Below are 24,706 nucleotides of genomic sequence, written 5' to 3' on the forward strand. Positions count from 1 at the left end.
CTACCCCCACACCCCCCCCCCCCCCCCACCCCCCCCCGCGCGCGGGCCCCCCCCCCCCCCCCCCCCCCCCCCCCGACCGTTTTCAGGCTCTATCCCCTTGCCCCGGCCCGCCAGGGGGGGTAACAGGGAGCGTAATCGCAACCTTGGAGGTTCGGAATGGCAGACGCGGCGCGCGCAATGGTGTTGGCCAGCTTCATCGGGGACAGCCTGGCCCTGGGCGTCCACTGGATTTACGACCAGCAGCTCCTGGCCGAGGCTCACGGCCGCGTCGACAGGCTCAAGACCCCTGGGCCAGACTCCTACCACCCGGGCAAGCAGGCAGGAGACTTCACCCACTACGGCGACCAGACCCTGGTGCTGCTCGAGTCCCTGGCGCGGGCCAAGGGCTTCGACCCCGAGGATTTCTCCCGCGCCTGGCGGGCCCACTTCGAGGGGGGCGCCCCCAGCTACGTGGACCGCGCCACCCGCAACACCCTGACCCAGCTGGCCGCCGGGTGGGAATACGGCGACGCGGGCTCGATTTCCGACGAGCTGGCCGGGGCTGCGCGCATCGCCCCGCTGGTCTATCTGCTGCACCATGACGAGGAGGCGCTCGTGGCCGCCTGCCGCCGCCAGACCACCATGACCCACAACAACTCCAAGGTGGCGGACTCTGCCGAGTTCTTCGCCCGCACCACGGCAGCCGTCCTGGGCGGGACGCCCCCCCGAGATGCCATGGCCCGGGCTCTCGAGGGCAGGCTGCCCGGCTCCCCGCTGCACCAGTGGTTCGCCGACGCCCAGGACCAGGCTGGCACGGATTGCCTCACCGCCATCTACAGGTTCGGCCAGAGCTGCCACATCGACGGCGCGTTCCAGGCCACGGCGCAGGTGATCCTGCGCCACCAGGACTCCCCGGCCGAAGCCCTGGTGGACTCCGCCATGGCCGGTGGCGATTCCGCCGCGCGCAACATGATCATCGGTATGGTCCTGGGGGCCTGGCGCGGGCTGGAGGCCCTGCCCCCGCACTGGCTGGAGGCGCTCAAGGCGCGCGGGAGGATCGAGGCCCTGTTGGACGAGTTGGACGCCGCATCAATGGCCTGATTCCGGCATCTTCATCACAAGATGAAAGCCCCGCGCACGGTTGTGCGCGGGGCTTCTTGTTCCGTCAGGTATTCTCCGGCCGGACCGCTAGTAGGCGTAGGGCTCCTCGGGGTGCCACTCGTACATCATGCCCATGCCGGGAGGGGTCTCCGTCTCGATGAGCGTGGCCGCGATCCGGTACTCCTCCTGCACGGAGGAGAAGGCCGAGCCGCCGAGGGTTTCGCCGGTCTCGGGCCTGGGGCGGTCCATGCGATCGAGCTTTCCGTAGGCCACCACCCAGGCCCCGTTCTCCGGCAATTTTTCGCCCTTGGCCGGACGCACCCGGAAGCCCACGGCGGTGGAATCCGCGTAGCAGCAGTAGAGGGCCACCCGGTAGAGCACGAACTCGCCCTCGGCATCCAGTTCGGGCGCGCGGCGAACGAAGCCGCGCACGGCGTAATCCAGGCCGATGAGCTCCGGCCGGGGCTTGCCCACGATGTCGTACAGCTCTCCCAGGTTGATGCGGATGTACTCCACGCCGCGTTTTTTCACGCGCGGTTCCAGGGGCGTCTGCGCCTCCCGCATGGCCTGGGCCTCCACGCCCATCTTCTCGGTGCCCTCGCGTACGGCCAGCGCGCTCACCACGCACAGGGCCAGCGTGAACACGTACAGCCCGGCGCGCAGCCAGGCGGCCCTGGGCGAGGGGCGCCACAATCCGTAGACGCCCAGCAGGGCCAGAGCACCCGCGGCGGCCCAGGTGAAGGCCCTGAAGCGCGGATTGAGATACATCCAGTAGTCGCCGCCCAGCAGCAGCCAGACCATGAACCCGGCCAGGCCGAGCAGGCACAGCGATTCCACCGTGGCGGGCAGTTTGCGCGGCGTCATTGCGGCCCCCAGAGCTTCAAGGCCGCTCCCAGCAGCATGCAGATTGAAAAGACCAGGACCACGGGCACGAGCACCAGCAGCTTGATGACCCTGTACCGGAAAGCCCCCTGCCACATGAGCACGAGCTTGACGTCCAGCACCGGCCCCAGGGCCAGGAAGGCCAGCCGGGCGGCCAGGGGAAAGCCCGATAAGGATGCCGCCACGAAGGCGTCGGCCTGGGAGCACAGGGAGAGCAGCACGGCCAGGCCCATCATGCCCACCACCGAGAGCATCAGGTCGCCCTGCATCAGGCTCACGAAGCCCGCCGGAACGAAGGTCTTGAATGCCGCCGCCACCATGGCCCCCAGAATGAGGATGCGGAACATGTCCAGGAAGTCCCCCTGGGCGTGGCGCAGGGCGTGCTCCAGCCGGGAGCCCAGGCTTGGCCCCTTGAGCGCCGAGAGGGGCGCGGCGTCGGCAAGGGAGCCGAACAGCCCCCCGGCGGCAGTCGCGGGTTCGTCGCCGCAGCCGCAGGCGGCCCCGGGCGCGGCGCCGGGCAGCAGGATGTCCTCCGGGGCCTTGTTGCGCAGGCAGAACCCTATTGCGACGGCCACGGCTGCCACAAGGGCGCAGCGCAGGGCCACCACGGTCAGGTCCCCCTGGAAGGCCACGAAGGTGGAGGCCAGCACCACCGGGTTGATGACCGGCCCGGCCAGCATGAAGGTCATGGCCGTGGCCGGGGGCACGCCCTTGGCGATGAGGCGGCGCACCAGGGGCACGATGCCGCATTCGCAGCAGGGCATCATCAGCCCGAGCACCGTGCCGGCCAGCACGCCCGCCAGGGGGGAGCGGGGCATGAGCCGCTCGATCCAGTCCCTGGAGGCGAACACCTCGAACAGGCCCGAGGCCAGCGCCCCCAGAAGCAGAAACGGCGCGGCCTCCAGCAGGATGGCCACGCAGATCTGGGCGAAGATCTGAAAGGATTCGTACATGTTGGGGGACTGCTCCGGGGGCCTCAGCGCGCGGCGAGAGGGGTGAAACGTACGCCTTGTATTACATGTACGGCAGTATCTGTCATACAAATCACAGCCAAACCGCTACAACGGTTTCAGGCACAACGCAAAGCCGGGGCCGGCGGTTGTGCGCCCGAGGCAGCCGTTAGAAGCGGTATTGCTTGTTGTCCTTGGAGAAATCCATTTCGGTCAGGCCGGAGTTGGGCTTCAGGTTTTTGTAGATGTATTCCTCCTGAAGTTCGCCCTTGTCGTCGTAGCAGGCGATGCCCACGGGCAGCAGGAACTCCTTGTCCACGTGGAAGACGATGCGCGATGTGTAGTACTGGCGCCCCTCGTTCGATTTGAACTTGGCCTCGACCACGGTGGCTGGGCGGCCGTCGAACTGGTCGTCGGCCATCTTGACGATCTCCATGTCGCCGTTCTCGTGGGCCTTGGGGATGTTCTTGTTCATCACGTCCAGGATGAACCCGAAGCCGACCTCGGTGATGGGGTGGCGGCTCTCGCGCATGAGCGCGGAGCTCCTCGGGCTGAAGGACCAGGTCGCAAGGCCCAGCAGGCCGTCACAACGGGCCAGCACCTTGTTGTTGTACTCCCCCTCGACGTAGAGGGCTTCCTTGGCCTCGCCCATCCATTTCATGTAGACCTTGAAGGGCTTCTGGAACTTGAGCTCGATGTGGTCGTCCCGGAACATCTTGTTGCCGACCTTCTCCTGCTTCTGGAAGGTGGCGGTGAAGTCCTTGAGAGAGGCGTAGCTGGATTTCATCCTGTCCAACAGGGCGAGCAGGGCCTTGCTGCGGTCCGGCGCGACCGTGGCCGCGGGCTTGGGGGCTTCCAAAGTCGCCTCGGGCGCGGGTGCGGCGGCGGCCTCCGCGCCGTCCTGGGCGGCCCTGGCCGGAAGGGCCGCGAGCGTCAGCGCCAGGCCCAGGAGCAGCGCCGCGAGCAGCACGGACAACCGGGTGGCGGGGCAGGTCATGATTCCTTCGCGCAGGGTCCCCTCCACGGGGCGAATCCTGCCGTTGTATCGGGCACTGGTTTTCTGACAGTGCTGCTTCATGCTGTGATCCTCTGAGTGATGACGTTTCCGGAATAGGCCTGGTTACCAAAGGCCGAATGCGCAAGCGTTTTCTTGCCGCCTGCGTCCGCCTGTTCATGTCGCTGCCCCCGTGCCGCGCCTTGCGGCGCGGGTCGTCCGGCCCGTGGGCGTGTCGCTTATGCCGGTTGCTTGAGCTTGTCCACCGGGGGCATTCATAAGATATAAGGCCGGAAAAATGGGATGGCTAGCGGGAGGGGCCAGGCAGCCCCTCCCGAAGTGCGTCACCTTGAGTAGCCGCAGGAGTCGGTAGTGGACGAAGCGCCTGTAAAATCAAGCCCATGCGACAGTGATTCGGGCAATCAGGCCACGGTCACGTCTTTGCAAAGGTATACGTCCATGATGGCGTGCAGCAGGCGCACGCCGTCCTCCATGGGGCGCTGGAAAGCCTTGCGCCCCGAAATCAGACCCATGCCGCCCGCGCGCTTGTTGACCACGGCGGTCATCACGGCTTCGGCCATGTCCGTGGCGCCGCCCGACGGCCCGCCCGAGTTGATGAGCCCCATGCGCCCGGAGTAGCAGTTGAGCACTTGATAGCGGCAGAGGTCAATAGGGTGTGCGGTGGTCAGCTGCGAATAGACGCGCGGGTCGGTCTTGCCGAACTTGATGGCCGTGTAGCCGCCGTTGTTGGTGGGCAGCTTCTGCTTGATGATGTCGGCCTGGATGGTCACGCCCAGGTGGTTGGCCTGGCCGGTGAGGTCGGCGGAGGTGTGGTAGTCCACGCCGTCCTTCACGAAGCCGGGGTTGCGCGTGTAGCACCAGAGGATTGTGGCCATGCCCAGCTCGTGGGCGCGGCGGAAGGCGTGGGAGACCTCCTGGATCTGCCGGGTGGACTCGGGCGCGCCGAAATACACCGTGGCCCCGACTGCGGCGCAGCCCATGTCGAAGGCCTGCTCCACCTGGGCGAACATGATCTGGTCCGCCTTGGCGGGCAGCGAGAGCAGCTCGTTGTGGTTGAGCTTGAGGATGAAGGGGATCTTGTGGGCGTACTTGCGCGCCACGGCCCCGAGCACCCCCAGGGTGGAGGCCACGCCGTTGCAGCCGGCCTCCAGGGCCAGCTTCACGATGTTCTCCGGGTCGAAATAGATGGGGTTGGGCGCGAAGGAGGCCCCGGCGGAGTGCTCGATGCCCTGGTCCACGGGCAGGATGGACACGTAGCCGGTGTTGCCGAGCCTGCCCGAACCCACGAGGGCCTGCAGGTTGCGCAGCACGGGCACGGGGCGGTCTGTTTGGGAATAGATGCGGTCCACCACGTCGGGGCCGGGCAGGTGCAGGGTGTGCCGGGGAACGGCTTTGCAGACGTGATCGAGGTAGTAGGCGGCCTTGTCACCGAGGTGTTGCGCGATGTCGTCGATCATGAGCGTCTCCTGCTGGTGGGGATTTCAAGCCTCCATGTACTCCGAGGCATACCCACGGGCAACGAAAATCCTTCCCGGAACCGACCTCAGCCGCCCGCGCCCGTGCGGCAGCGCTGGCAGGTGCCGTCCAGGCGCACGCTCACGTGGCTCACGCCGGGCACATGGGTGCCCACGCTCACGGCGTCCTGCTCCAGGCAGTAGAGCCTGCGGCAGCTCAGGCAGTAGAAATGGTGATGGTCCGGGTGGGCTGGCCCGGCGGCGCAGTAGCGGACGCTGCCGTCCCCGGCCTCGTGGCGGGTGGCCAGCCCGGCCTGGAGGAGCGTCTCCAGGGTGCGGTAGAGGCTCACCTTGTCCGCCGGGGCCTCGCGGCGCAGCAGTTCGAGCAGGGCGGGCGCGCCCTGGGCCTCGCTTTCGCCCAGCAAGGCCGAGAGCACCCGCAGGCGCATGGGCGTGGCCTTGAGGCCGCCGCCCTCCAGCAGGCGCGCGGGATCGCAGGAGCCGCACATCAGGCGCGCCTGCCCTTGAAGCCTTGGCTGGCGAAGAAGCACACCGTGGCCACCGCGATGATGCTCGCGCCCGAGGTCAGGTCGAAGGCGTAGGAGAGGGCCAGGCCGCACAGGCAGAAGAACATGGAGTAGAGGGCGGATGTGACCATCATCCCGCCAAGGGAGCGCCCGCCGCGCTCGGCCAGGTAGGGCGGAATGGTCAGCAGGGCGATCACCAGGATCAGGCCCACCACCCGGATGATCATCACGATGGACACCGCGATCATGCAGAGCATGGCCAGATGCAGGAGCTTGACCGGCACGCCGCGCAGCCCGGCGAACTCCGGGTCGAAGCTCATGGCCAGAAAGCCCCGGTAGCCGAAGGCCACCACGACGGCCAGCAGCGCGTCCAGCCCGGCCATGAGCCACAGGTCGGACTGGGGCACCGAGAGGATGGACCCGAACAGGAAGCTCATGAGGTCCACGTTGTAGCCGTGGGTCAGGTCCATGAGGATGATGCCGAAGGCCATGCCCGCGGCCCAAAGCACGCCCACCACGGTGTCGGCCCGCTCCCGCCGCCCGAAGGTCACTTTGGCCATGAGCGCGGCCACGCCCAGGGAGAAGGCCACCGTCACCGGCAGCACGGGCAGGCCCAGGAAGAAGGCCAGGCCCACGCCGCCGTAGGCCGCGTGGGAGATGCCCCCCGCCACGAACACCACCCGGTTGACCACCACCAGCGTGCCGATGATCCCGCAGGCCACGCTGGCCAGCAGCCCGGCCATGAGCGCGTTGCGCATGAAATCGTAGGAGAGGATGTCGATCACGGCTTGACCTCGTGCGGGGCCAGCACCCTGTGGGGGATGCCGTGGGCGATCATCTCCACGGGGCAGCCGTGGGGGCCGCACTGGTACATCATGCCGAACATCTCCGGCGTGACCTCGGGCCTGGGGTGGAAGTGCACGGTGCGGTTGATGCAGGCCACGCAGGTCACGTGACGCGAGATCACGGAGAGGTCGTGGCTGACCAGCACCACGGTCAGGCTCTTGGCCAGCTCGCCCAGCAGCTCCTGCAGGGAGGCGCGGCCTTCGGGGTCCACGCTGGCGGTGGGCTCGTCCAGCAGGAGCATCCGGGGCTCCCCGGCCAGGGCCCGGGCGATGAACACGCGCTGGCGCTGGCCGCCGGAGAGGTCGGACAGGGGCCTGTCCGCCAGGTGGGCCACGCCCACGCGCTCCAGGCACTCCATGGCCTTGTCCCTGTCGCGGCGGGGCCAGCAGGGCCACCAGGAGCGGGAGTCCAGCCGCCCGAGCAGCGCGGTTTGCAGCACGGAGATGGGAAAGTTGCGGCCGTGCGTCGTGAGCTGCGGCATGTAGCCCACGAGGCGGGCGGCCTGCGAGGGCTCCTGCCCCAGCACGCGCACCGTGCCCGCGGTGGGCTGCTCCAGCCCCAGCAGGAGCTTGAGCAGCGTGGTCTTGCCGCCGCCGTTGGGGCCGAGCACGGCCAGGTATTCGCCCCCGGCCACGCTCAGGTCCAGCCCTTCGAGCACGGGCGGGCCGTCGTAGCCGAAGCTCAGGCCCTTGAGTTCGATGGCGGGTTGCTGCATGGGGCTGTTCATCCTTGGTTCGGGTGCGGGCGGGCCGCTACAGAGCCTCTACCGGGCGGCTTCCCTGAAGGCCTTGGCCACCTGGAGCAGGTTGGCGGCCCAGTCCTCGGCCAGGTCGTCGGCCACGGCCAGGGTGGCCCCGATGCCCTCGGCCACGGTCTGCGCCGCCTTGCGGGAGAACTGCGGCTGCACGAAGACCACCTTCACCCCCTTCTTGCGGGATTCGTCGATGATCTTGCGAAGGATCCTCGGCCCAGGCTCCCTGCCTCCCACTTCGATGCCCACCTCGCGCAGGCCGTACTCCCTGGCGAAATAGGCCCAGGCCGGGTGGAAGGCCAGGAAGGAGGCCCCCTCGGGCAGGCCGCGCAAAGCCTCCCGGATGGCGGCGTCCAGGGCGTCGATCTCCCTGTTCAGGGCCGCCAGGTTGGACTCGTAGGCCTGGGCGTTGGCCGGGTCGGCCTGGATCAGGGCGCGGGCCATGTTGGCGGCCTCCACCTTGGCCAGGCGGGGGGAGGTCCAGGTGTGGGGGTCTGTCTCCTTGCCGGAGGGGGAGGCCGGCTTGGCGTGCTGGTGCCCAACCTCCTTCTCGTGGCCGTGCTCCTCGAGGGGCAGCAGCTCGATGCCGGCGGTGGCGTCCACCACGGTCAGCCCCTTGTTGGAGGCGGCCATCCTGGGCAGCCAGACCTGCTCGAACTCGACGCCCTGGGCGAAGTAGAGCCTAGCCCCGGCCACCTGGGCCATCTGGCTGGCCTTCGGCTCGAAGGTGTGCGGGTCCGCACCGGGGGAGACCATCACGGAGACCCGAGCCAGCGGCCCGGCCAGCTTCTGGATGAAATATTTCTGCGGCGCCACGCTGACCGCAACTTCGAGGGGTGCGGCCTGGGCGGCCACGCCCAGGAGCACGAAGGCCAGCAGGACGAGGATGCCTGCAAATGCGCGGATCATCTGAGAACCTCACGTTGGGATGTCCGGGTAATGCAACTTGGTTGCATCGATGTCAACAAATCCCTTCGAGTCAGGTGCTTTTCCTGGAGGCACGAATCTGAAAAATGTATGCTTGCCCAAGCAGGCGGCACAGGGTACTGGTCAGGCTCCCGAAGGGGGAAACCCTCGCGGGGCGGTTCCTTCACCGCAACATTTTCAAGCAAAGCCTCTCCGGACGTATCACCATGCACATCTCAGAAGGCATCCTCTCAGCCCCGGTGCTGGCCACGGGCGCGGCCCTGGCCGCCGTGGGCCTGGGCGTGGGCATCCGCAAGCTGGAGGGGGAGGCCCTGGTGCGCACCGGCGTGCTCTCGGCGGCCTTCTTCGCCGCCAGCCTCGTGCATCTGCCCCTGGGGCCCGCCAGCGTGCACCTGATCCTCTCCGGGCTCATGGGCGCGCTGCTGGGCTGGGCGGCCTTCCCGGCCATCTTCGTGGGGCTTCTGCTCCAGGCGCTGCTCTTCCAGTTCGGCGGGCTCACGGTTCTCGGTGTGAACACCGTGGTCATGGGCCTGCCAGCCGCCCTCACTGGGCTGGCCCTGCGCCCGCTGCTGCGCAAGGGCGGCCCGGCCTTCCCGGTGGCCGCCTTCCTGTGCGGGGCGCTGTCCATCCTTGGCAGCCTGGCGCTGCTCTACACGGCCCTGGTGGCCAGCGGCGGTGAACTGGCCCTGTTCGCCGGGCTGTTCTTCTGGACGCACCTGGCGCTCATGGGCGTGGAGGGCGTCATCACCCTGCTCATCCTGGGCTTCATCAAACGCCTGCGCCCGGAGTACCTGTAGGTGGCCCCGGCACCCGCTCCCGCACCCGCATTGGACGGCCGCTCCAGGCTGGCCGGGGCTGTGGCCCTCTGCGTGGCCGCCGCCGTCTGCAACAACTGGCTCGGGGCGGGCCTGGCCCTGGCCTGCGGGCTCACCGCCCTGGCCCTGGGCTGGGACGGCCCCGGGCCGCTCCTCAGGCGCATGGCCCTGGTCAACGTCTTCTTCCTGGGGCTTCTGGCCACGGTGCCCTTCGCGGTGCCGGGGTCGCCGCTCTTTTACATGGCGGGCTGGCCCTTCAGCCGCGAGGGCCTGGCCCTGGCGGCGCTGATGACCGCCAAGGGCAACGCCATCATGCTCATCTTCTGGGGGCTGGTGCGGCCGCTCAGCCCGGCGGAGTTCGGCGCGGCCCTTTCTGGGCTGGGCATGCCGGACAAGCTCTGCCTGATCCTGGCCCTGACCGCCCGCTACCTGGAGCTCATGCGCCGGGAGTGGGACCGGCTGCTCACAGCGGCCAGGCTGCGCGGCTTCGACCCAGGCACCAGCCGCCGGACCTGGAGCACCTACGCCCTGCTGCTGGCCCTGCTGTTCATCCGGGCCATGGACAGGGCAGGGGCCATCCACCAGGCCATGCTCTGTCGGGGCTTCGACGGCCGCTTCCGCAGCCTGGGAACCAGCGGCTGGCGCGCGGCGGACACCGCCCTGTGCCTGGCCTGCGCCGTCCTGGCCTGCGCGGTGCTGTTCACGGAGGCGTTATGACGCTCATCGACATCGAGGACCTGTACTGCGGCTACCTCGGCCGCGAAGTGATCACCGGCCTGAACCTGAAGCTGGAGCCGGGCGGGCGCGTGGGCCTGGCCGGGCACACCGGCTCGGGCAAGACCACCCTGCTCAAGACCATCATGGGCCTGGTGCGCCCTGTGCGCGGCACGGTGCGCGTGGACGGCACCACCTGCTCCGACGCGGAAGGCCTGCGCTGCGCCCGGCGCGTGCTGGGCTACCTGTTCCAGCACCCCGACGACCAGCTCTTCTGTCCCACCGTCATCGAGGACGTGGCCTTCGGCCCGCTGAACCTGGGCCGCTCACCGCGCGAGGCCAAGGAGATCGCGGAGGAGTGCCTTGAGATGGTCGGGCTGGCCGGGTTCGGCCCCCGGCTCACGCACCGCCTTTCAGGCGGGGAGAAGCGCCTGGCCTCGCTGGCCGGGGTGCTGGCCATGCGCCCCAAGGCCCTGCTGCTCGACGAGCCCACCACCGGCCTGGACCCGGAGAGCAAGGCCCGCGTGGCCGAGGTGCTCACCGGGCTGGACCTGGGGCTGCTGGTGGTCTCCCACGAGTGGGACTTCCTGCTGCAGGTGGCCGCGGAGCACTACATGCTCGACCACGGGCACCTGCACGCCGTGGCGGCCTCGCCCCACACCCACGTGCATGTGCACCCGCTGGGCGACGTGCCCCACAACCACGACGAGTAGAACTGAGAGAACGTCAGGAGGGGAAGCCTCCGGCGGCCAAGGGGCTATGCCCCTTGGAACCCCTTCCGTCTTCGCGGGCCGATTGCAAGCGTGTCTTCTGACGGCTGCAATGGCCGCATATTCGGGCCGGAGTAAGTTCTGCTCATTTTGACGGGCAGCCTTTGACGGGGCGGCAACGGCAATGCCGCCCGCCATCCGTCCCAAGAATCCGGCTTCTTTTTCCACCCCGATCCATGGTTGCGATGCGCGCTCTGGCGGTCCGGCCCGGCGGGCTTGATCTTGCGCTGGCGCTTCGCCAGAGGGCCGAAGGCCCGGCAGCTTGGATCGTGCCCGCCGGGCCAGGCCGCCAGGACGAGCCACCCGAACATCAGTGTCCCCCTCCCCCAAATGGCATCGGACGTGCGAACCTCAAGGCGCGCCTTCACGGCGTGCCGCGGGCCTTTCCGAGCCGGAAACCGGTCCGCGCTTGACAGTGGCCGCGGTGTGCCTCATGGAGCATACATGGTGTTCCTTCCCGGCTGTTTCCGGGCAACCGCTCAACATAATTCACTCTGCGCACCACTACGGAGGTCTCCATGAATCACTCGGAACATGACGAAGCCTCGCAGGGCGGCATGACCCGCCGCCAGTTCGGCGCCCTGGCCGTTTCAGCCGCAGCCGTGACGGCAGCGGCGAGTGCCTTCCCCGGCGTGGCCGGGGCCCAGGCCGGGCCGGGCGTCACCTTCCCCATGCCGGAGCTGGGCTATCCCCTCGAGGCCCTGGAGCCGGTCATCTCCGCAAAGACCCTGAGCTTCCACTACGGAAAACACACCAAGGCCTACTACGACAACACCAACAAGGCCCTGGAAGGCAAGCCCACCGCCGGGCTCACCCTGGAGAAGGTCTTCATGGACGCCGCCAAGGATCCGGCCGCCGTGGGCCTGTTCAACAACGCGGCCCAGGCCTGGAACCACACCTTCTATTTCAACGGCATGAAGAAGGGCGGCGGTGGTGAACCCACGGGCAAGCTGGCTGAGAAGATCAAAGCCGCTTTCGGGGGGTACGACGGCTTCGTGAAGGAGTTCATGACCGCGGCCACGACCCAGTTCGGCAGCGGCTGGGCCTGGCTGGTCGCCGACGGCGACGCGCTCAAGGTGGTCAAGACCCCCAACGCCATGAACCCCCTGGTGAACAACCAGAAGCCGCTGCTCACGGTGGACGTCTGGGAGCACGCCTACTACCTGGACTACCAGAACCTGCGCGGCGACTACGTGAAGGCCTTCCTGGACAAGCTGGTCAACTGGGATTTCGTGGCCAAGAATCTGGGGTAGGTCGAGCGGGCCTGGGGCTCCGCCCTGGTCGCACTGGCGGGCAGGGCGTTGGAGCGCGGCACCCAGCGGTATCCGCGCAGGATAGCGGGAAACCTGGCGTGTCCTCTTCGGCAGCCTGGGCGCTACCCTTAATCGAGCTGACCATGCCGGGGAGGCGCTGCCTCCCCGAGCCCCTCCGCCCAGAGTGCCGGGTAGCGGAGTGACTCCCCCGCACCCCCAACCGCTTCGCGCCCAGGCCAGCGCACATGGCGCTCGCCCGAACAACATTTCAGCCCGGGAGGCTCCGCCTCCCGGGCTGACTATTGCGGGGTCCAGGGGGATCATCCCCCTGGCGGGGTGCGGGGCAGGGCCCCGCTCTTCCCCCGGCTCTCGCCGCCGGGGCCTAAATGAACTTCAGCAGCAGATAGATCTGCGACCCACCGTCGGAGAAGACCACGTTCATGTCCAGCTTGGTCTTCTCCACGGTGTATGTTTCCAGAGTCTTGACCTTGATGCTGGTCAGCTCTTTCTTATCGAAATTGATCGTCTTTTTGCCGCTGCCGATCTTGAACACCAGTTTCTTGCCGCCGTCGTACCAGAAGTAATACGACTTCTGCTGCGTGAAGTAGTACTCCGGCACCAAGTCGATGACGTCACGCTGGTATTTCTTCTTGAAGGTCAGGTCCAGGCGGTAAATGTCCGGGGCCACGGCGGTGATGGTGCTGCCCGCCATGAAGTAGCGCCCCGAGGACTCGGGCGATTCGGTGCGCAGGTCCGCGTAGCCGCCGGTGATCTGGAAATCCAGGGCCTTGGCCGAGGGCTTGGTCTCGGCCTTGAAGAAATCGTAGAGCCCCTGGGCGTTGGGGTCTGGCGCGGCCTCCTGCTGCGGGGCGGCGGGCGGTGGCGATTTCTTGGCTGCGGGGGCCTGGGCGGCAAGGCCGAGGACGATGAGTGCCGCGAGCACCAGCCGGATCATGTTCATGGCGACCTCGTGAGTGAACGGGTGGTTCCCCGAATACGCCCAATGCCCCCGCGAGGCAACGCCCGCCGGCCTGTCAGCTCAGGGAGGTCAGCCCTGCCCTGTCCTGCGCCCCGGCAGCTGGCAGGCCTCTGCGGATGGCGGGCTGAAGCGCCACGGCCCGCGAAGCACGCGCGCGCCGGCGGCCTGGGCCAGCCTGCGGATCAGCCCCGGGAACAGCACCAGGTGCGGCAGATACATGGCGTACCAGTAGGCCAGGCCAGCCAGGCCGCGCGGCTGGAAGCGGGGCAGCAGCGTCAGTTCGCAGCGCCCGCCCTCCATCGGGGCGAGGGTGAACTCCAGGGCCGCCTCCCCGGGTGACTTCATGGTGGCCAACAGGGTCAGGCGGGACGGCGGGCTGGCCTCGTGCACGCGCCAGCAGTCCAGGGCGTCGCCGGGGCGCAGTTCGCCCGGATGCCACCTGCCGGGCCCCAGGCCTTCGCCTCCGGCCAGCCTGTCCATCAGGCCGCGCAGCTTCCAGAGGATATCGGCGAAGTACCAGCCGTTCTCGCCCCCGATGCCTTGCAGCGCGGGCCAGACCAGCCGGGGCGGCCTGTCCAGCAGGGCCTTGAAGCCCATGTCGAACACGGGGCCGCCGGAGGAGGGCGCGTCGCCGCAGATCAGCCACTCGGGCGGCTGCGCGGCCCCGGCGTCCGCCCAGCAGGTGGGAACCAGCCGCATGGCCAGATCCCGCCGGGCTGCGGCGAAGGTGTCGCGGCAGCTTTGCAGCTCCAGGGGGATGATCTCCCGGATGCGGTTCTCCCGGCAGACCACCTCGTTGCGCAGTCCTTCGATCAGGGGTGTTATCAGGGAGGGAGACACCGGGGTGATCAGCCGCACCCACAGGCGCGACAGCCGTGGGGAGAGGAACGGCACGGGGATGATGATCCGGCGGCGCAGACCGGCCACCTGGGCGTAGAGCTGGAACAGTTCGCCGTAGGCCAGCACGTCCGGCCCGCCGATGTCGTAGGTCTGGCCCGCGGTCTCGGGATGCTCCAGGCAGCCCGCCAGGTACTCCAACACGTTGCGGATGGAGATGGGCTGGCAGAGGGTGCGAACCCAGCTGGGGGTGATCATTATCGGGAGGCGTTCCGCCAGGTTCCGCAGGATCTCGAAGGAGGCGCTGCCCGCACCCAGGATGATGGCCGCGCGCAGGAACGTCACCGGCACCGGGCCGGAGGCCAGGGCCTTGGCCGTTTCCAGGCGGGAGCGCAGGTGGTGCGAGAGGTTGGCGTCGCGCTCGTCGCCCAGCCCGCCGAGGTAGATGATGCGCTCCACCCCGGCCTCGGCGCAGGCCTGGGCGAAGGTCCGGGCCGCGGCCAGGTCGGCTGCGGCGAAGTCCTTCGTGGCGGGGTTCATGGAGTGCACCAGGTAGTAGGCCGCGCGGCAACCGCGCAATGCCTCGCGCAGGGAGTCGGGGTCGTGCATGTCCGCCTTGGCCAGTTCGCAGCGGGGGTGGGAGGCGAAGGGGCGGCAGCCGAGCTTGTCCAGGGAGCGGGCCACGGCGCGCACGCGCCAGCCGCGCTCCAGCAAAAGGGGGGCGAGCCTGCCGCCCACGTAGCCCGTGGCCCCGGTGACGAGCACGGGTGCGTTGCGATCCGTTCCGGTCATTGTCTCCTCCGCGGTCGCCGCGCTCTGGGCGGCAACCGGAGCATACAGGGCCACGCCCGGCAAAGAAACGGAAAAATATTTCCTCCGTGCAGATTCCTGATTGACAGACCCCGATTCCAGGGCTATTCAACGCTTCCTTTCGCGTCGGGATGTAGCGCAGCCTGGTAGCGCACCTGAATGGGGTTCAGGGGGTCGGAGGTTCAACTCCTCTCATCCCGACCAGCTAGATTAAGGGCTTACGGTTAATCGCCGTGAGCCCTTTTTCGCTGGGTCGGATTTTGTCCCGCCCCTGTCCCCTTTTCTCCGCTTGCCCGCCTTCGCGCCTCCTCGGTATAAGTTTCTCCAGGCCCGGAACGGCACTTCAAGCCTGGGGGAACTCCATGCTGCGATGCTTCGAACAGAAAGACGCCAAGCCGCCCAGAGGCAAACACGGCAAGAGCGGCGGCCCTCGCCAGCTGAGCTTGTGGGGGGCGACGGCCAGGTCGGCCTCCAAGACCGCCAGGGCCCTGGAAGAGCACTCCCTCAGGGAGGTTGCGGTGCTCTGGACGCCCGCTGCGAAGAAGTTGGACTTACCTGCGGTCCAGGAATTGGAAGCCAGGTGCCGGGCTCTGGCCGACTCGGTGACCAGCGGCGCTGCAGCCACTCATGGCGCAATCAGAAACGCCGGGCTGACTCACCCTTCGGATGTGGCCGCCTACCTGACGCTCCGGGAACTGGATGACAAGGGGCGGAGCGAAGTTCCGCAGCACAGGCTGCAGGTGATCGACTTCGGCGTGAAGGCCCTGGTCGGGAGGTAGGTTCAAAACCCAAGCCATTCGCTCGGGCCTGGCTTTTGACTCTCCGTTACAGGGTGCAGTTGATCCAATTCGCTGGACACCGTGGTACTCTATTCATCCAACACCTGGGCCGGGTGTGCCCGCTGCGTTGAATCACCCTTGGCCTTCCCGGGGAGATGTCCCCCTAGAGAGGCTCGGCCAGGAATTCCTCTGTTCAAGAATCGCGCATGCCCGGCACTCCCGTGGCCCTCGGCTGGCGCTTGCGGCGTCGGCCCTCGGCGTCGGCGGCCTTCAACGCCGCCCGCACCAGTGCGGGGGATATCTCCGCCGGCTCGTTGTGGATGCTCTCGCCTTCGGCGCAGGCCTTCTCCCCGACGCGCAGAAGATCGTGGTCCGTCACTCCATCAAGACCCAAGTCGGCCAGGGTCGTCGGCAGCCCCACGGCCTCGCACAAGGCGTAGACCTCATCCATGAGGGACACGGGCTTGTCCGTCAGGAAGAGGGAAGCCAGGACGCCGAAAGCCACCTTCTCCCCGTGCTGCCGGCTTCTGGCCTCGGGCAGGGCCGTCAGGCCGTTGTGGATGGAATGGGCGGCGCCCAGGCCGCCGCTCTCGAAACCCAGGCCGCTCAGAAGGGTGTTGGCCTCCACCACCCGCTCCAGGGCCGGGGTGACCACGCCGGCCTCGCAGGCCGTGAGGGCGGCCTGGCCCCAGTCCCGAACGGTCTCGTAGCAGAGGCAGGCCAGAGCGTGCGCGGTCATGGAGCCCGCGTCGCCGGCGATGTTCTTCGCTCGGCTGATCCGGCAGGATTCGGCCTCGAACCAGGTGGCCAGGGCGTCGCCCATGCCCGCCATGAGGAACCGCGCCGGGGCCTGGGCCACCACCGCGGTGTCCACCAGGACAAGATTCGGATTGCGGGGCAAAAACTCCACCCGTTGGAAGACGCCTTCCGGGGTGTAGACGATGCAGACGGAGCTGCATGGCGCGTCCGTGGAGGCGATGGTGGGCACGATAGCCACGGGGACTCCGGCGCGGGCAGCCACGGCCTTGGCCGTATCCAGCGTCTTTCCCCCTCCGACGGCGGTCACGGACTGCGCCTTGAAGTCCAGGGCCAGGGAAACAAGGCGTTCGATTTCATGATCCGTACATTCCCGGCCGAACGGCTCCGTGCGTACCGCCCCGGCCTCATCCAGGCTCGGCAACACGGCTGGCAGCAGATGCTCGAGGGGGTGGGGGGAAGATATCAGGAAGTGCCGGTTTCCAAATCGGGAGAGCTCCGAGCCGAGACGGCTGAGCGCCCCGGCGCCCTGGACATAACGGCCAGGAAATAAGGTCGTGGTGATCATGAGGTCTCCTTCCCGGATGCCGCAGTGTTCAGACGTGAGAAACCGCACCCCGAAGTTTGAAACCGTAAGGCCTGGCCACTGTCGGAAGCCGCACAGCAAAACCGGCTCATGATCGAACGGGAGCGGCCTGGGAACAGGGAGCGAAGGCAACCAGTCCCCGTAGCCCTGGTTCCGCGCTTGGCGTCAGAAGGAGAGGGCTCCTCGCCACCGCTTCCTGCGCCCCAGTGCATATTTTGCAGCTCCGTGGGTGGTAATGCAATAATTTCGTTGGTTCTTCCCGCCTGTTGCCCTGCTGGCGCGTGAACGGGGTTTAGAGGGATAGAGCCAGCCTCTCACGCAAAGGTTGTTAATATCAGTGGCTTGCGGTTGGTCGCCGTGAGCCCTTTTGTTTTTTCAATGGTTGGTCACAGCTGAGCTGTCTGGCGTCACAAGAAGATGCTCATGGGTGATGATGCCGCCAGGCGGTGCGGGGGGGGGCACATGCGTCGCTGGCCACTGGGCCGCGGTTGTTGGTTCCAGGAAAATGACAGCCTGCGTTACGGATAGCCGGGGGGTGTCGCGAGTACGAACTTGCGCGCTGTACCCACTTTCTTCACAGGGTGGGATCTTCAATGGGCCCGACTGGCCGACCGGGCCTGTCGGTTTGCATATCTTCAGCGAAGCAGCTATTAATCCTATGAGTTTGGTTTAGATGCCGCAGCCTGGCGTACCCATTCGGGAACACTTTGAACATGTGCTTTTCATGCCGCAGTGCGGCCATCAGTTGCGCTGCAAATTGACTTGGAAGGATGTCGGCATGCCGTATCCGTTGGAATTTCTTCCTGGACATGAGGCGACATTTCTACTGGAAACCATTCAGAAACTCATAACAGCAGATTCAAGGGAGACATACATATCGATCATAAAATCACTCAACAGCATAATCCCGTATGATTTTGCCACCTCAGGGTTGGTCACTCTCGACAATAGCGGAGCGGTCGTTGGCTATGATCTGCTGAATATCAATTTTACGGAACAGTGGATCTCCGCTTATGCTGAGCAAAAAATGTACAGCATCGATGTGACTGTTGAGGAGAATTTTAGATACTACAAAACGCAGTGCTGGCGCGAGACGTACAAGAAGTATGACAATCCCAGAAAATTGTTGTCCTTTGCGCATGACTTCAATTTGCTCAACGGCTACTCCTGTGGCGCGAAGGGTTTTGGCCTCTTTAAAAAGCCGAGCATGATTTCATTTGTTTGGAACTTCAATAAAAACTGCGAACATATTTCCGGGCTGATAGAATATTTGACGCCGTTCATCCATGTCGCACTGAGCAACGTGTTGCATGCGCAAGCGGCAATGTCCGCCAGCGGTTTGTTGACCAAGAGGGAAAAGGAAGTTGTGTCGTGGCTTAAAGAAGGAAAAAGTTCATGGGAGATGTCAGAAATCTTGAAGGTGAGCGAGTCGACGATCAATTTCCATGTGAATAATATCATGCAGAAGCTTGACGCGGTCAATCGGGCGCAAGTCGTTGCTATTGCGTTACGGAATGGAATTATAGACTTTGATTGATTTGAGAGGTTTCAAGTTCGTGCGAGCGGTGCATTAGGTGTTGTTCCGTGGCCCGCGCAACTCCAGGCTGCTGCCGCCGGCCATGATGGATTGCGAATGATGCATTTTTGTGCCTGAATTGCTGCCGGCACCACGTTTTGCAAACGAATGCCGTAGCGACTTGATCGTGTGAAGCTCAAGTTCTTTGTATTCAATGTCAATCTTGGCCTTCGTGATCTGCCTCCTGAAATAATAGACGGCTACAGCGACAAGCACCAAGAGTATGGCTGTGAGAATATCCATGTCATGCGCTCTTCGTTGTTGTGCCGCCAGACGCAACCCGGAAGGGGCTTGGCCAGGCGCGCTTTGCTGCATTCCATCCACATCCGCCAACAGAGCGGGATTGGGTCATTCCTTAGGAAAACCGCGGGAGGGCGTCACCTGGCAAATCTTACAGGTGGGTTCAGGCCGGGGTTTGCGGACCCGTTGCTGGCGCACGCTCTCAACGGGGGGGCGGAATTGTCCCTGGTTCAAAGGAAGGCCTGCCGGCCGGGCCTTCGAACCTGTGCCTGGAGGATTCCGGGGGCCACCGGGCCTGCATCCTTCTCGCGGCCACACGGATGCAAGGGCCAAAGGTGAAGCCCCCCGAGCCGTGTTCGTCTGTGGATACAGCGCGTCAGTCCGGTTCCCAGCAAGTGCGGGGCGAACGAAAAAAGGCCGGGGCTTTCGCCCCGGCCTTTCGCGTTCTATCACCGCGCCCCGGCTAGATGTCCAGCGCGGCGCCGTTGGCGGGTGCGGCCTTGCCCTTGGAGGATTTGGCCAGCACCTCCTTGAGGCAGCGGCCCATGCGGGTGATGCCTTCCTCGATGCGCTCCGGCGTGGAGTTGGAGAAGTTGAGCCGGAAGGCGTTGTCCGTGCCGTCCACGTAGAAGGGGCGGCCGGGCACGAAGGCCACCTTGTTGGCGATGGCCTTGTTGAACACCTCCTCGGAGTCCACGTCCTTGGGCAGCTCGCCCCAGAGGAACATGCCGCCTTCGGGCTCCGTGAAGCGGACCTCCTCGGGGAATTCGCGCCTCATGACCGAAACCATCACGTCGCGGCGTTCGCCGTAGGCCGTGCGGATCGTGGCGATGTGGGCGTCGAGGTCGTTGGTCTCCAGGAAGCGGTGCAGCACGCGCTGGGCGAAGATGGAGGTGTGCAGGTCCGAGGCCTGCTTGGCCGTGACCAGCTTGTGCATCAGCTCGTTGCCCGTGGCGATCCAGCCGATGCGCATGCCGGGGCTGGCGATCTTGGAGAAGGAGCCCATCAGGGCCATGCGCTCGCCGTCCAGGAAGGCCCGGATGGGGGGGACGTCCTCGCCCTTGAAGCGCAGCTCGCCGTAGGGGTTGTCCTCCACGAGGATGGTGTCGCTGTTCTCCATCAGGCGGGCGACCTCGCGGCGGGTGTGGGCGTCGTAGGTGGCCCCGGAGGGGTTCTGGAAGCTGGGCACCGCGTAGAAGATCTTGGGCCGGGCGCGCAGCTGCTCGGCAAGCTCCACCAGGTCGATGCCGTGGGGCCCGAGCGAGGCCGTGAGGAAGTTGGCCCCGTAGAGCGAGAAGGCCTGGATGGCCCCCAGGTAGCCCGGACGTTCGATGAGGACGTCGTCGCCCACGTCGAGCATCACCTTGGCCATCAGGTCCAGCCCCTGCTGGGAGCCGGTGGTGATCAGGATGTTGTCCACCGGTACGTCCATGGACCACTTGCTCTTGTAGCGCTCCGAAATGAACTCCCGCAGCTGGGGGTAGCCCTCGGTGATGGAGTACTGCAGGGCCTGGGGGCCGCTGTCCTCCAATACTTCGGTGGCGGCGCGGGCGAAGGCCTTTGCCGGGAAGTGGTCGGGGCTGGGCAGGCCGCCCGCGAAGGAGATGATTTCGGGGTTCTGTGTGACCTTGAGGATCTCTCGGATGTAGGACCGGCGAACGCCGGCCATTCTGGCGCTGAACCGCACGATGGCCTCCAGATGGTCGATGATGTGCAAAGTTTGGACCCTAGCGGATTTGCCCTCCACCCACAACCTCGCAGTGCGGAACAGGCGCCGCTCAGAGGCTGGAAGCCAGCAGGAGCACCAGCAGCTGGCCCGCCAGGATGCGCAGGATCATCACCAGGGGGTACACAGTGGCGTACACCGCGGCCGGGGCGTCGCTGCCGAGCATCTGCCCGGCGAAGGCCAGGGCCGGGGGATCGGTCATGCTGCCCGCGAAGAGCCCGCACATGGAGGCGTAGTTGCACTTGAGGAAGATGCGCCCGATGAGCCCGGCCACGAGCAGCGGCAGGAAGGTGATGCAGGCCCCGGCGAACATCCAGTAGAGGCCGTCCCCGCTGGTGATCGCGCCCACGAAGCGGTCCCCGGCCTTGAGCCCCACGCAGGCCAGGAACAGGCAGATGCCTACCTCCCGCAGGACCAGGTTGGCGCTGGCGGGCATGTACCAGACCATGCCCCCGAAGTGGTGCAGGCGAGACAAAAGGATGGAGACCAGCAGCGGCCCGCCCGCCACGCCCAGCTTGATGCCCGAGGGCAGGCCCGGAAGCGCCACGGGGATGGCGCCCACCACCGTGCCCAGCAGGATGCCCAGGAAGATGGGCAGCACCTGGGGGTGCTCCAGCTCCTTGGCGGAGTTGCCAAGCACCGCTTCGGCAGCGGCGAGCTGCTCCGGTTGGCCCACGCACTGCACCGTGTCGCCCATGTGCAGGGGCAGCTCCGGCCCGGGGGCCAGCTCCGTGCCCGCGCGGGTGACGCGGGTCACGGTGACGCCGTACCGCTGCGACAGGGCCAGCTCCGGCACGCTGCGGCCGAGCACATCCCGGCGGGAGACCACGAAGCGCCCGATGGCCAGGGGGCCGGGAACCTGGGGCAGATCCGTCTCGGAGCGCGGCCCCACGAGCACCCGCAGCTTTTCCAGGTCGGCCGGGCGGCCCACGGCGTGCAGCAGCATCCCGGAGCGCAGCACCGTGCCGGGGGCGGCCGCGCTCACCTGACCCGCGAGCATGGTTCGGGAGATGGCGACGCCCATCTCCGCCAGGCCGGGCACGGAGCCCAGGGCCAGCCCCTCCAGGTTGGGGTTGGCCACCTCCAGGGTCATGGTCTCAAGCGGCGGGGAGAGGGCCAGGGCCTGCTCCTGCATCTGGCGCAGCTCCTCGGCGGGGTCGATGCGGAACAGGGCGCGGATGAGCAGCATCACCAGGATGATGCCGAAGATGCCGAAGGGGTAGGCCACGGCGTAGCCCAGCCCGGCCTGCCCCACGGCCTGCTCGGCCAGTGCGGGGGCCACCTCCTTGAAGGCCTGGGAGGCCGCCGCCAGGGAAGGGGTGTTGGTGGTGCCCCCGCTGAACAGGCCAACGGCGTAAGGCAGGGGGATGCCCCCGTAGACCGCGAAACAGACGGTGACGGCCACCCCCAGCAGCACGATCAGGGTGGCCACCGCGTTGAGGCGGAAGCCCCTGCGGCGCAGCGAGTCCGCGAAGCCGGGGCCCACCTGCATCCCGATGGAGTAGACGAAGAGGATCAGGCCGAACTCGCGGGCGTATTCCAGCACCTCGTGCTCAAGGGACAGGCCGAAGTGGCCCAGGGCCAGGCCGCTGAAAAGAACGCCGCCCACGCCCAGGCGGATGCCGCAGACGCGCACCTGCCCCAGGGCCAGGCCAAGCACCACCGCCAGGCCGAGAACGACCACGGCCTGGGCCGCGCCGTGGGCGAGAAACAATTGGGTGAACCAGCTCATGAAGGCTCCGTCGAGATGTCTCGGCCGGGGCGGCTGCTCCCGGCGCGGCTCGATGCTAGCCCACTTCGCCCCGGAACAGGAAGCGAAACCGGAGGATTCCGGCGGCCGGCCCAGCGCGCGGACCGGAGCGCCGTTGACGCGGAGACGCGCCGGACGGTATGATGTGGGAACCGCCGTGCCTCCTGGCGCGGCGCGCCCCCCAGGAGGCACGCCATGTGGATATTCACCCGAGACGGCTTCTTCTCCCTGTCCGTCACCCCGTTCTGCAAGCCCGGAGACGTGGCCGTGCGCGCCCGCAGGCGCGAGCACCTGGAGAACCTCATGGCCCGCCACGGCGTCCAGGCCGAGATCATGGTCTTCCCCGAAGCGGACTACCGCTTCCGCATCCAGATACCCAGGGAGCAGTGGGGCGGGATCATGCGGGCCGAGGGAGAGGGGCTGGACTACGAGTCCTTCAAGGACGCCATGGGCCAGACCGCCGACGACGCGGACTACATGCGGGCCATGTCCGCCACGCGCGCGGCCATCCGCAAGATCCAGATGCATGCCTTGCCCCAGGATTAGCCCTGGGGCCGCCGTCAGGACGCCTTCCGCCGGGCCGCTTGCCGCCGGGGGGAATAGCCGCTACTGTTCCGCCACGTTTTCAGGGGGCGGTTCCGCCCGATGGTGCACCCAATGCCGCAGATCCTCATCGCTGACGACTCCATGTTTCAACGCTTCGTGCTCACCAAGCTCGTGAAGGACATGGGGTGCGAACCCCTCGAAGCCTCCAACGGGCAGGAGTGCCTGGACATCGGCCTGGCCGCCGATCCTGACCTCATCGTCCTGGACCTGAACATGCCCGTGCGCAGCGGGCTGGAGGTTCTTGAAGAGCTCCGCAAGGCCGGGCGGAAGGCGCCGACCCTGGTGGTCACGGCGGACATCCAGTCCACCACGCGCCAGCGCTGCGAGGAGCTGGGAGCGGCCCGGCTCCTGAACAAGCCCGTGGAGGAAGCCGACTTCCGCGAAGCCGTCCTCCAGCTGCTCGGAACGCGTTGAGCGCGGGCAGCGCCTTCCCTCCCCCGGGGCCGCCGGACCCAGAACGTCATGGACGAATCAGCTCTGTTTGAAATCTTCAGGCTGAGCAGCCTGCAGCAGCTCGCCCAGGCTGAAACGGCCCTGCTCGACCTCGAATCGAGCCCGTCTTCCCCCGCAGGGTCCGCCCTGGAGGTCCTGTTCAGGGCAGTTCACACCGTCAAGGGCGACGCGGGTTCGCTCAAGCTCACCGGTCTCTCCCAGCTCTGCCACAGCGTCGAAAACGCGCTCTCCGGCCTGCGCGGCGAGGGGCGGACCCTCTCGCCCGGGGCCGTCACCAGCCTGTTGGTTGTGCTGGACGCCCTCAAGCAGGCCGTGGAGAGCGGGCAGGATGCTCCGATGACCTCCCTGCGGGGGGGGCTGTTCGCCGGGCTGCTGGAGGACGTGGCCGCCCACGCCCGGTCGGGGCAGCCCGCAGCCAGGGCCGCATGCGCCGGGCCCGCGCCCCAGGAGGAGCCTCAGCCCCAGGAGCGCGGCGCCGGTGACTTCACCGTGCAGGCCGAGCAGTTGGACCAGATGATCGGCCACGCCAACGAGATCATGCTGCTCCAGTCCCGCCTGGCCGCCCTGGCCCAGCGCGACGGCCTGCACGAGTACGCCGCCCTGGCCGACGAGCTGGCCGGCCGGAACGCGGCCATGGGCCGGAGCGTGCTGGCCATGCGCATGATGCCTTTCTCCCGCGTGGTGCCCAAGTACCGGCGCATCGTGCGCGACGTGAGCGTGCGCACGGGCAAGAGCGCGGAGCTGCGCGTGTCCGGCGAGCTGACCGAGCTGGACAAGACCGTGGTGGAGAAGCTTAACGTGCCCCTGGTGCACCTGCTGCGCAACGCCGTGGGGCACGGGCTGGAGACCCCGGAGCAGCGCGCCCTGGCGGGCAAGCCGCCCACCGGAGTGGTGTCTCTGGACGCACGGCAGGAAGGCGGGGAGATCGTCATCGCCGTCAGCGACGACGGCGCTGGCATCGACCCGCAGGCCGTGCTCAAGCGCGCGAGGGGCATGGGGCTGGCGCCACAAGGCCATGATCCGACGCCCCATGAGGCGCTGGAGCTGGTGTTTCTTCCGGGGCTCACGACCAGCGAGGCGGTGGACGACATCTCCGGCCGCGGCGTGGGCCTGGACGCGGTGCGCGCCGCACTGGCCGCCCTGGGCGGCTCCGTGGCGGTGGAAAGCGAACCGGGACGGGGCACATGCTTCACCCTGCGCCTGCCCGTGGCCCTCACCCTCATGGAGTGCCTGCGGCTGAGCGTGGCGGACCAGCAGTACTTCCTGCCCCTGGAGTGCGTGCTGCACTGCCAGGAAGGCTCCGGCATGGAGCCGGGAACCGCGGCTCACCTGGGCAACTTCAGCCTGTTCGGGCGCAAATGCCCCTGTCTGGCCCTGGACGTGTACTTCGGCCTGCGGGAGCGCAGCCAGTCGCTCACGATGGTGGCGGCCCGGCTGGGAGGGGCCGTGTTCGGGATCTGCGTGGACGGGGTGCCGGGGCTCGCCCAGGTGATGGTCAAGCAGCTGGACCGGCCCCTGACGGCGGGCGGCTGTTTTCTCGGGGCCGCGCTCAACGACGAGGGCGGCATGTCGCTCATCGTGGATCCGCGCCACGTCCTGCGCCTGCTGCATCCGGAGCGCTGAG

Annotated in this window: 24 protein-coding genes and 1 tRNA gene; 11 read left to right on the forward strand and 14 right to left on the reverse strand. The window is 67.1% G+C overall.

Translation table 11 applies throughout. From position 1 onward, the window contains the following. Window positions 1–156: 156 nt before the first annotated feature. Window positions 157–1,080: an ADP-ribosylglycohydrolase family protein gene (locus MLE18_RS12830; protein WP_243439202.1), complete on the forward strand. Its 924-nt coding sequence runs from the start codon at window positions 157–159 to the stop codon at window positions 1,078–1,080. A gap of 87 nt (window positions 1,081–1,167) precedes the next feature. Here the strand turns inward: MLE18_RS12830 and MLE18_RS12835 are convergent, their stop codons facing one another. The 8 genes from MLE18_RS12835 to MLE18_RS12870 all read right to left on the reverse strand — a co-directional run bounded on the left by MLE18_RS12835 (window position 1,168) and on the right by MLE18_RS12870 (window position 8,414). After that, window positions 1,168–1,944 (reverse strand): TIGR03943 family putative permease subunit, encoded by a 777-nt coding sequence (locus MLE18_RS12835; protein ID WP_243439203.1) that lies wholly within the window; start codon window positions 1,942–1,944, stop codon window positions 1,168–1,170. After that, on the reverse strand, window positions 1,941–2,915 hold the full coding sequence (locus tag MLE18_RS12840; RefSeq protein ID WP_243439204.1) for a permease: 975 nt from the start codon (window positions 2,913–2,915) through the stop codon (window positions 1,941–1,943). The genes MLE18_RS12835 and MLE18_RS12840 overlap by 4 nt, the downstream gene beginning before the upstream one ends. Before the next feature lie 166 nt (window positions 2,916–3,081). Then, on the reverse strand, window positions 3,082–3,990 hold the full coding sequence (locus MLE18_RS12845) for a DUF1571 domain-containing protein (RefSeq protein WP_243439205.1): 909 nt from the start codon (window positions 3,988–3,990) through the stop codon (window positions 3,082–3,084). Window positions 3,991–4,328: 338 nt separating this feature from the next. Continuing rightward, window positions 4,329–5,384 (reverse strand): class I fructose-bisphosphate aldolase, encoded by a 1,056-nt coding sequence (locus MLE18_RS12850; protein WP_243439206.1) that lies wholly within the window; start codon window positions 5,382–5,384, stop codon window positions 4,329–4,331. A gap of 86 nt (window positions 5,385–5,470) precedes the next feature. Next, a complete protein-coding gene (locus tag MLE18_RS12855) occupies window positions 5,471–5,890 on the reverse strand; it encodes a Fur family transcriptional regulator (protein ID WP_243439207.1) in 420 nt (139 codons plus the stop codon). Then, window positions 5,890–6,693, reverse strand: coding sequence for a metal ABC transporter permease (locus MLE18_RS12860; protein ID WP_243439208.1), 804 nt, complete (start codon window positions 6,691–6,693; stop codon window positions 5,890–5,892). The genes MLE18_RS12855 and MLE18_RS12860 overlap by 1 nt, the downstream gene beginning before the upstream one ends. Further along, window positions 6,690–7,469, reverse strand: coding sequence for a metal ABC transporter ATP-binding protein (locus MLE18_RS12865; RefSeq protein WP_243439209.1), 780 nt, complete (start codon window positions 7,467–7,469; stop codon window positions 6,690–6,692). The genes MLE18_RS12860 and MLE18_RS12865 overlap by 4 nt, the downstream gene beginning before the upstream one ends. 48 nt (window positions 7,470–7,517) lie before the next feature. Further along, window positions 7,518–8,414, reverse strand: coding sequence for a metal ABC transporter solute-binding protein, Zn/Mn family (locus MLE18_RS12870; protein WP_243439210.1), 897 nt, complete (start codon window positions 8,412–8,414; stop codon window positions 7,518–7,520). 224 nt (window positions 8,415–8,638) lie between these two features. Between MLE18_RS12870 and cbiM the strand changes: the two genes are divergently transcribed. The 4 genes from cbiM (at window position 8,639) to MLE18_RS12890 (ending at window position 11,984) form a co-directional block, all read left to right on the forward strand. Next, the gene (gene cbiM / locus MLE18_RS12875; protein ID WP_243439211.1) at window positions 8,639–9,229 is read left to right on the forward strand and encodes a cobalt transporter CbiM; all 591 of its coding nucleotides are present in this window, start codon (window positions 8,639–8,641) and stop codon (window positions 9,227–9,229) included. Then, window positions 9,230–9,964: a cobalt ECF transporter T component CbiQ gene (gene cbiQ / locus MLE18_RS12880; protein WP_243439212.1), complete on the forward strand. Its 735-nt coding sequence runs from the start codon at window positions 9,230–9,232 to the stop codon at window positions 9,962–9,964. Further along, window positions 9,961–10,674 carry an energy-coupling factor ABC transporter ATP-binding protein gene (locus MLE18_RS12885; RefSeq protein ID WP_243439213.1) on the forward strand — a complete coding sequence of 238 codons (714 nt, stop codon included), beginning with the start codon at window positions 9,961–9,963 and terminating at the stop codon, window positions 10,672–10,674. Before cbiQ ends, MLE18_RS12885 begins: the two co-directional genes overlap by 4 nt. 575 nt (window positions 10,675–11,249) lie before the next feature. After that, entirely contained in the window at window positions 11,250–11,984 is a 735-nt protein-coding gene (locus tag MLE18_RS12890) for a superoxide dismutase (RefSeq protein WP_272881651.1), read from the forward strand. Window positions 11,985–12,366: 382 nt separating this feature from the next. Here MLE18_RS12890 and MLE18_RS12895 read toward each other — a convergent pair whose 3' ends face one another. Continuing rightward, window positions 12,367–12,945 (reverse strand): hypothetical protein, encoded by a 579-nt coding sequence (locus tag MLE18_RS12895; RefSeq protein WP_243439214.1) that lies wholly within the window; start codon window positions 12,943–12,945, stop codon window positions 12,367–12,369. Window positions 12,946–13,032: 87 nt separating this feature from the next. Further along, window positions 13,033–14,592 carry an SDR family oxidoreductase gene (locus tag MLE18_RS12900; protein ID WP_243439215.1) on the reverse strand — a complete coding sequence of 520 codons (1,560 nt, stop codon included), beginning with the start codon at window positions 14,590–14,592 and terminating at the stop codon, window positions 13,033–13,035. A 145-nt stretch (window positions 14,593–14,737) separates the two neighbouring features. Here MLE18_RS12900 and MLE18_RS12905 point away from each other — a divergent pair. Both MLE18_RS12905 and MLE18_RS12910 read left to right on the forward strand, forming a co-directional pair. Continuing rightward, window positions 14,738–14,814: transfer RNA gene (locus tag MLE18_RS12905), tRNA-Pro, on the forward strand. A gap of 158 nt (window positions 14,815–14,972) precedes the next feature. Continuing rightward, on the forward strand, window positions 14,973–15,389 hold the full coding sequence (locus MLE18_RS12910; RefSeq protein ID WP_243439216.1) for a hypothetical protein: 417 nt from the start codon (window positions 14,973–14,975) through the stop codon (window positions 15,387–15,389). A gap of 193 nt (window positions 15,390–15,582) precedes the next feature. Here MLE18_RS12910 and MLE18_RS12915 read toward each other — a convergent pair whose 3' ends face one another. Further along, complete coding sequence (locus tag MLE18_RS12915) at window positions 15,583–16,713, reverse strand: glycerol dehydrogenase (RefSeq protein WP_243439217.1); 1,131 nt, start codon at window positions 16,711–16,713, stop codon at window positions 15,583–15,585. Window positions 16,714–17,404: 691 nt separating this feature from the next. Between MLE18_RS12915 and MLE18_RS12920 the strand changes: the two genes are divergently transcribed. Further along, window positions 17,405–18,268, forward strand: coding sequence for a helix-turn-helix transcriptional regulator (locus tag MLE18_RS12920; protein WP_243439218.1), 864 nt, complete (start codon window positions 17,405–17,407; stop codon window positions 18,266–18,268). A 33-nt stretch (window positions 18,269–18,301) separates the two neighbouring features. Here MLE18_RS12920 and MLE18_RS12925 read toward each other — a convergent pair whose 3' ends face one another. From MLE18_RS12925 to MLE18_RS12935, 3 genes are all read right to left on the reverse strand, one after another. Next, complete coding sequence (locus tag MLE18_RS12925; RefSeq protein WP_243439219.1) at window positions 18,302–18,622, reverse strand: hypothetical protein; 321 nt, start codon at window positions 18,620–18,622, stop codon at window positions 18,302–18,304. Window positions 18,623–19,010: 388 nt separating this feature from the next. Next, on the reverse strand, window positions 19,011–20,234 hold the full coding sequence (locus MLE18_RS12930; RefSeq protein ID WP_243439259.1) for an aminotransferase-like domain-containing protein: 1,224 nt from the start codon (window positions 20,232–20,234) through the stop codon (window positions 19,011–19,013). Between the two features lie 91 nt (window positions 20,235–20,325). Next, window positions 20,326–22,005: a putative transporter gene (locus MLE18_RS12935; RefSeq protein ID WP_243439220.1), complete on the reverse strand. Its 1,680-nt coding sequence runs from the start codon at window positions 22,003–22,005 to the stop codon at window positions 20,326–20,328. 213 nt (window positions 22,006–22,218) lie between these two features. Here MLE18_RS12935 and MLE18_RS12940 point away from each other — a divergent pair, with 213 nt between their 5' ends. The 3 genes from MLE18_RS12940 (at window position 22,219) to MLE18_RS12950 (ending at window position 24,705) form a co-directional block, all read left to right on the forward strand. After that, window positions 22,219–22,569: a hypothetical protein gene (locus MLE18_RS12940; protein WP_243439221.1), complete on the forward strand. Its 351-nt coding sequence runs from the start codon at window positions 22,219–22,221 to the stop codon at window positions 22,567–22,569. A 111-nt stretch (window positions 22,570–22,680) separates the two neighbouring features. Then, window positions 22,681–23,043, forward strand: coding sequence for a response regulator (locus MLE18_RS12945; protein ID WP_243439222.1), 363 nt, complete (start codon window positions 22,681–22,683; stop codon window positions 23,041–23,043). Between the two features lie 48 nt (window positions 23,044–23,091). Next, the gene (locus MLE18_RS12950; RefSeq protein ID WP_243439223.1) at window positions 23,092–24,705 is read left to right on the forward strand and encodes a chemotaxis protein CheA; all 1,614 of its coding nucleotides are present in this window, start codon (window positions 23,092–23,094) and stop codon (window positions 24,703–24,705) included. The last annotated feature ends 1 nt before the right edge of the window (window position 24,706 follow it).

The organism is Fundidesulfovibrio soli (genome assembly GCF_022808695.1).
GTDB lineage: Bacteria > Desulfobacterota > Desulfovibrionia > Desulfovibrionales > Desulfovibrionaceae > Fundidesulfovibrio > Fundidesulfovibrio soli.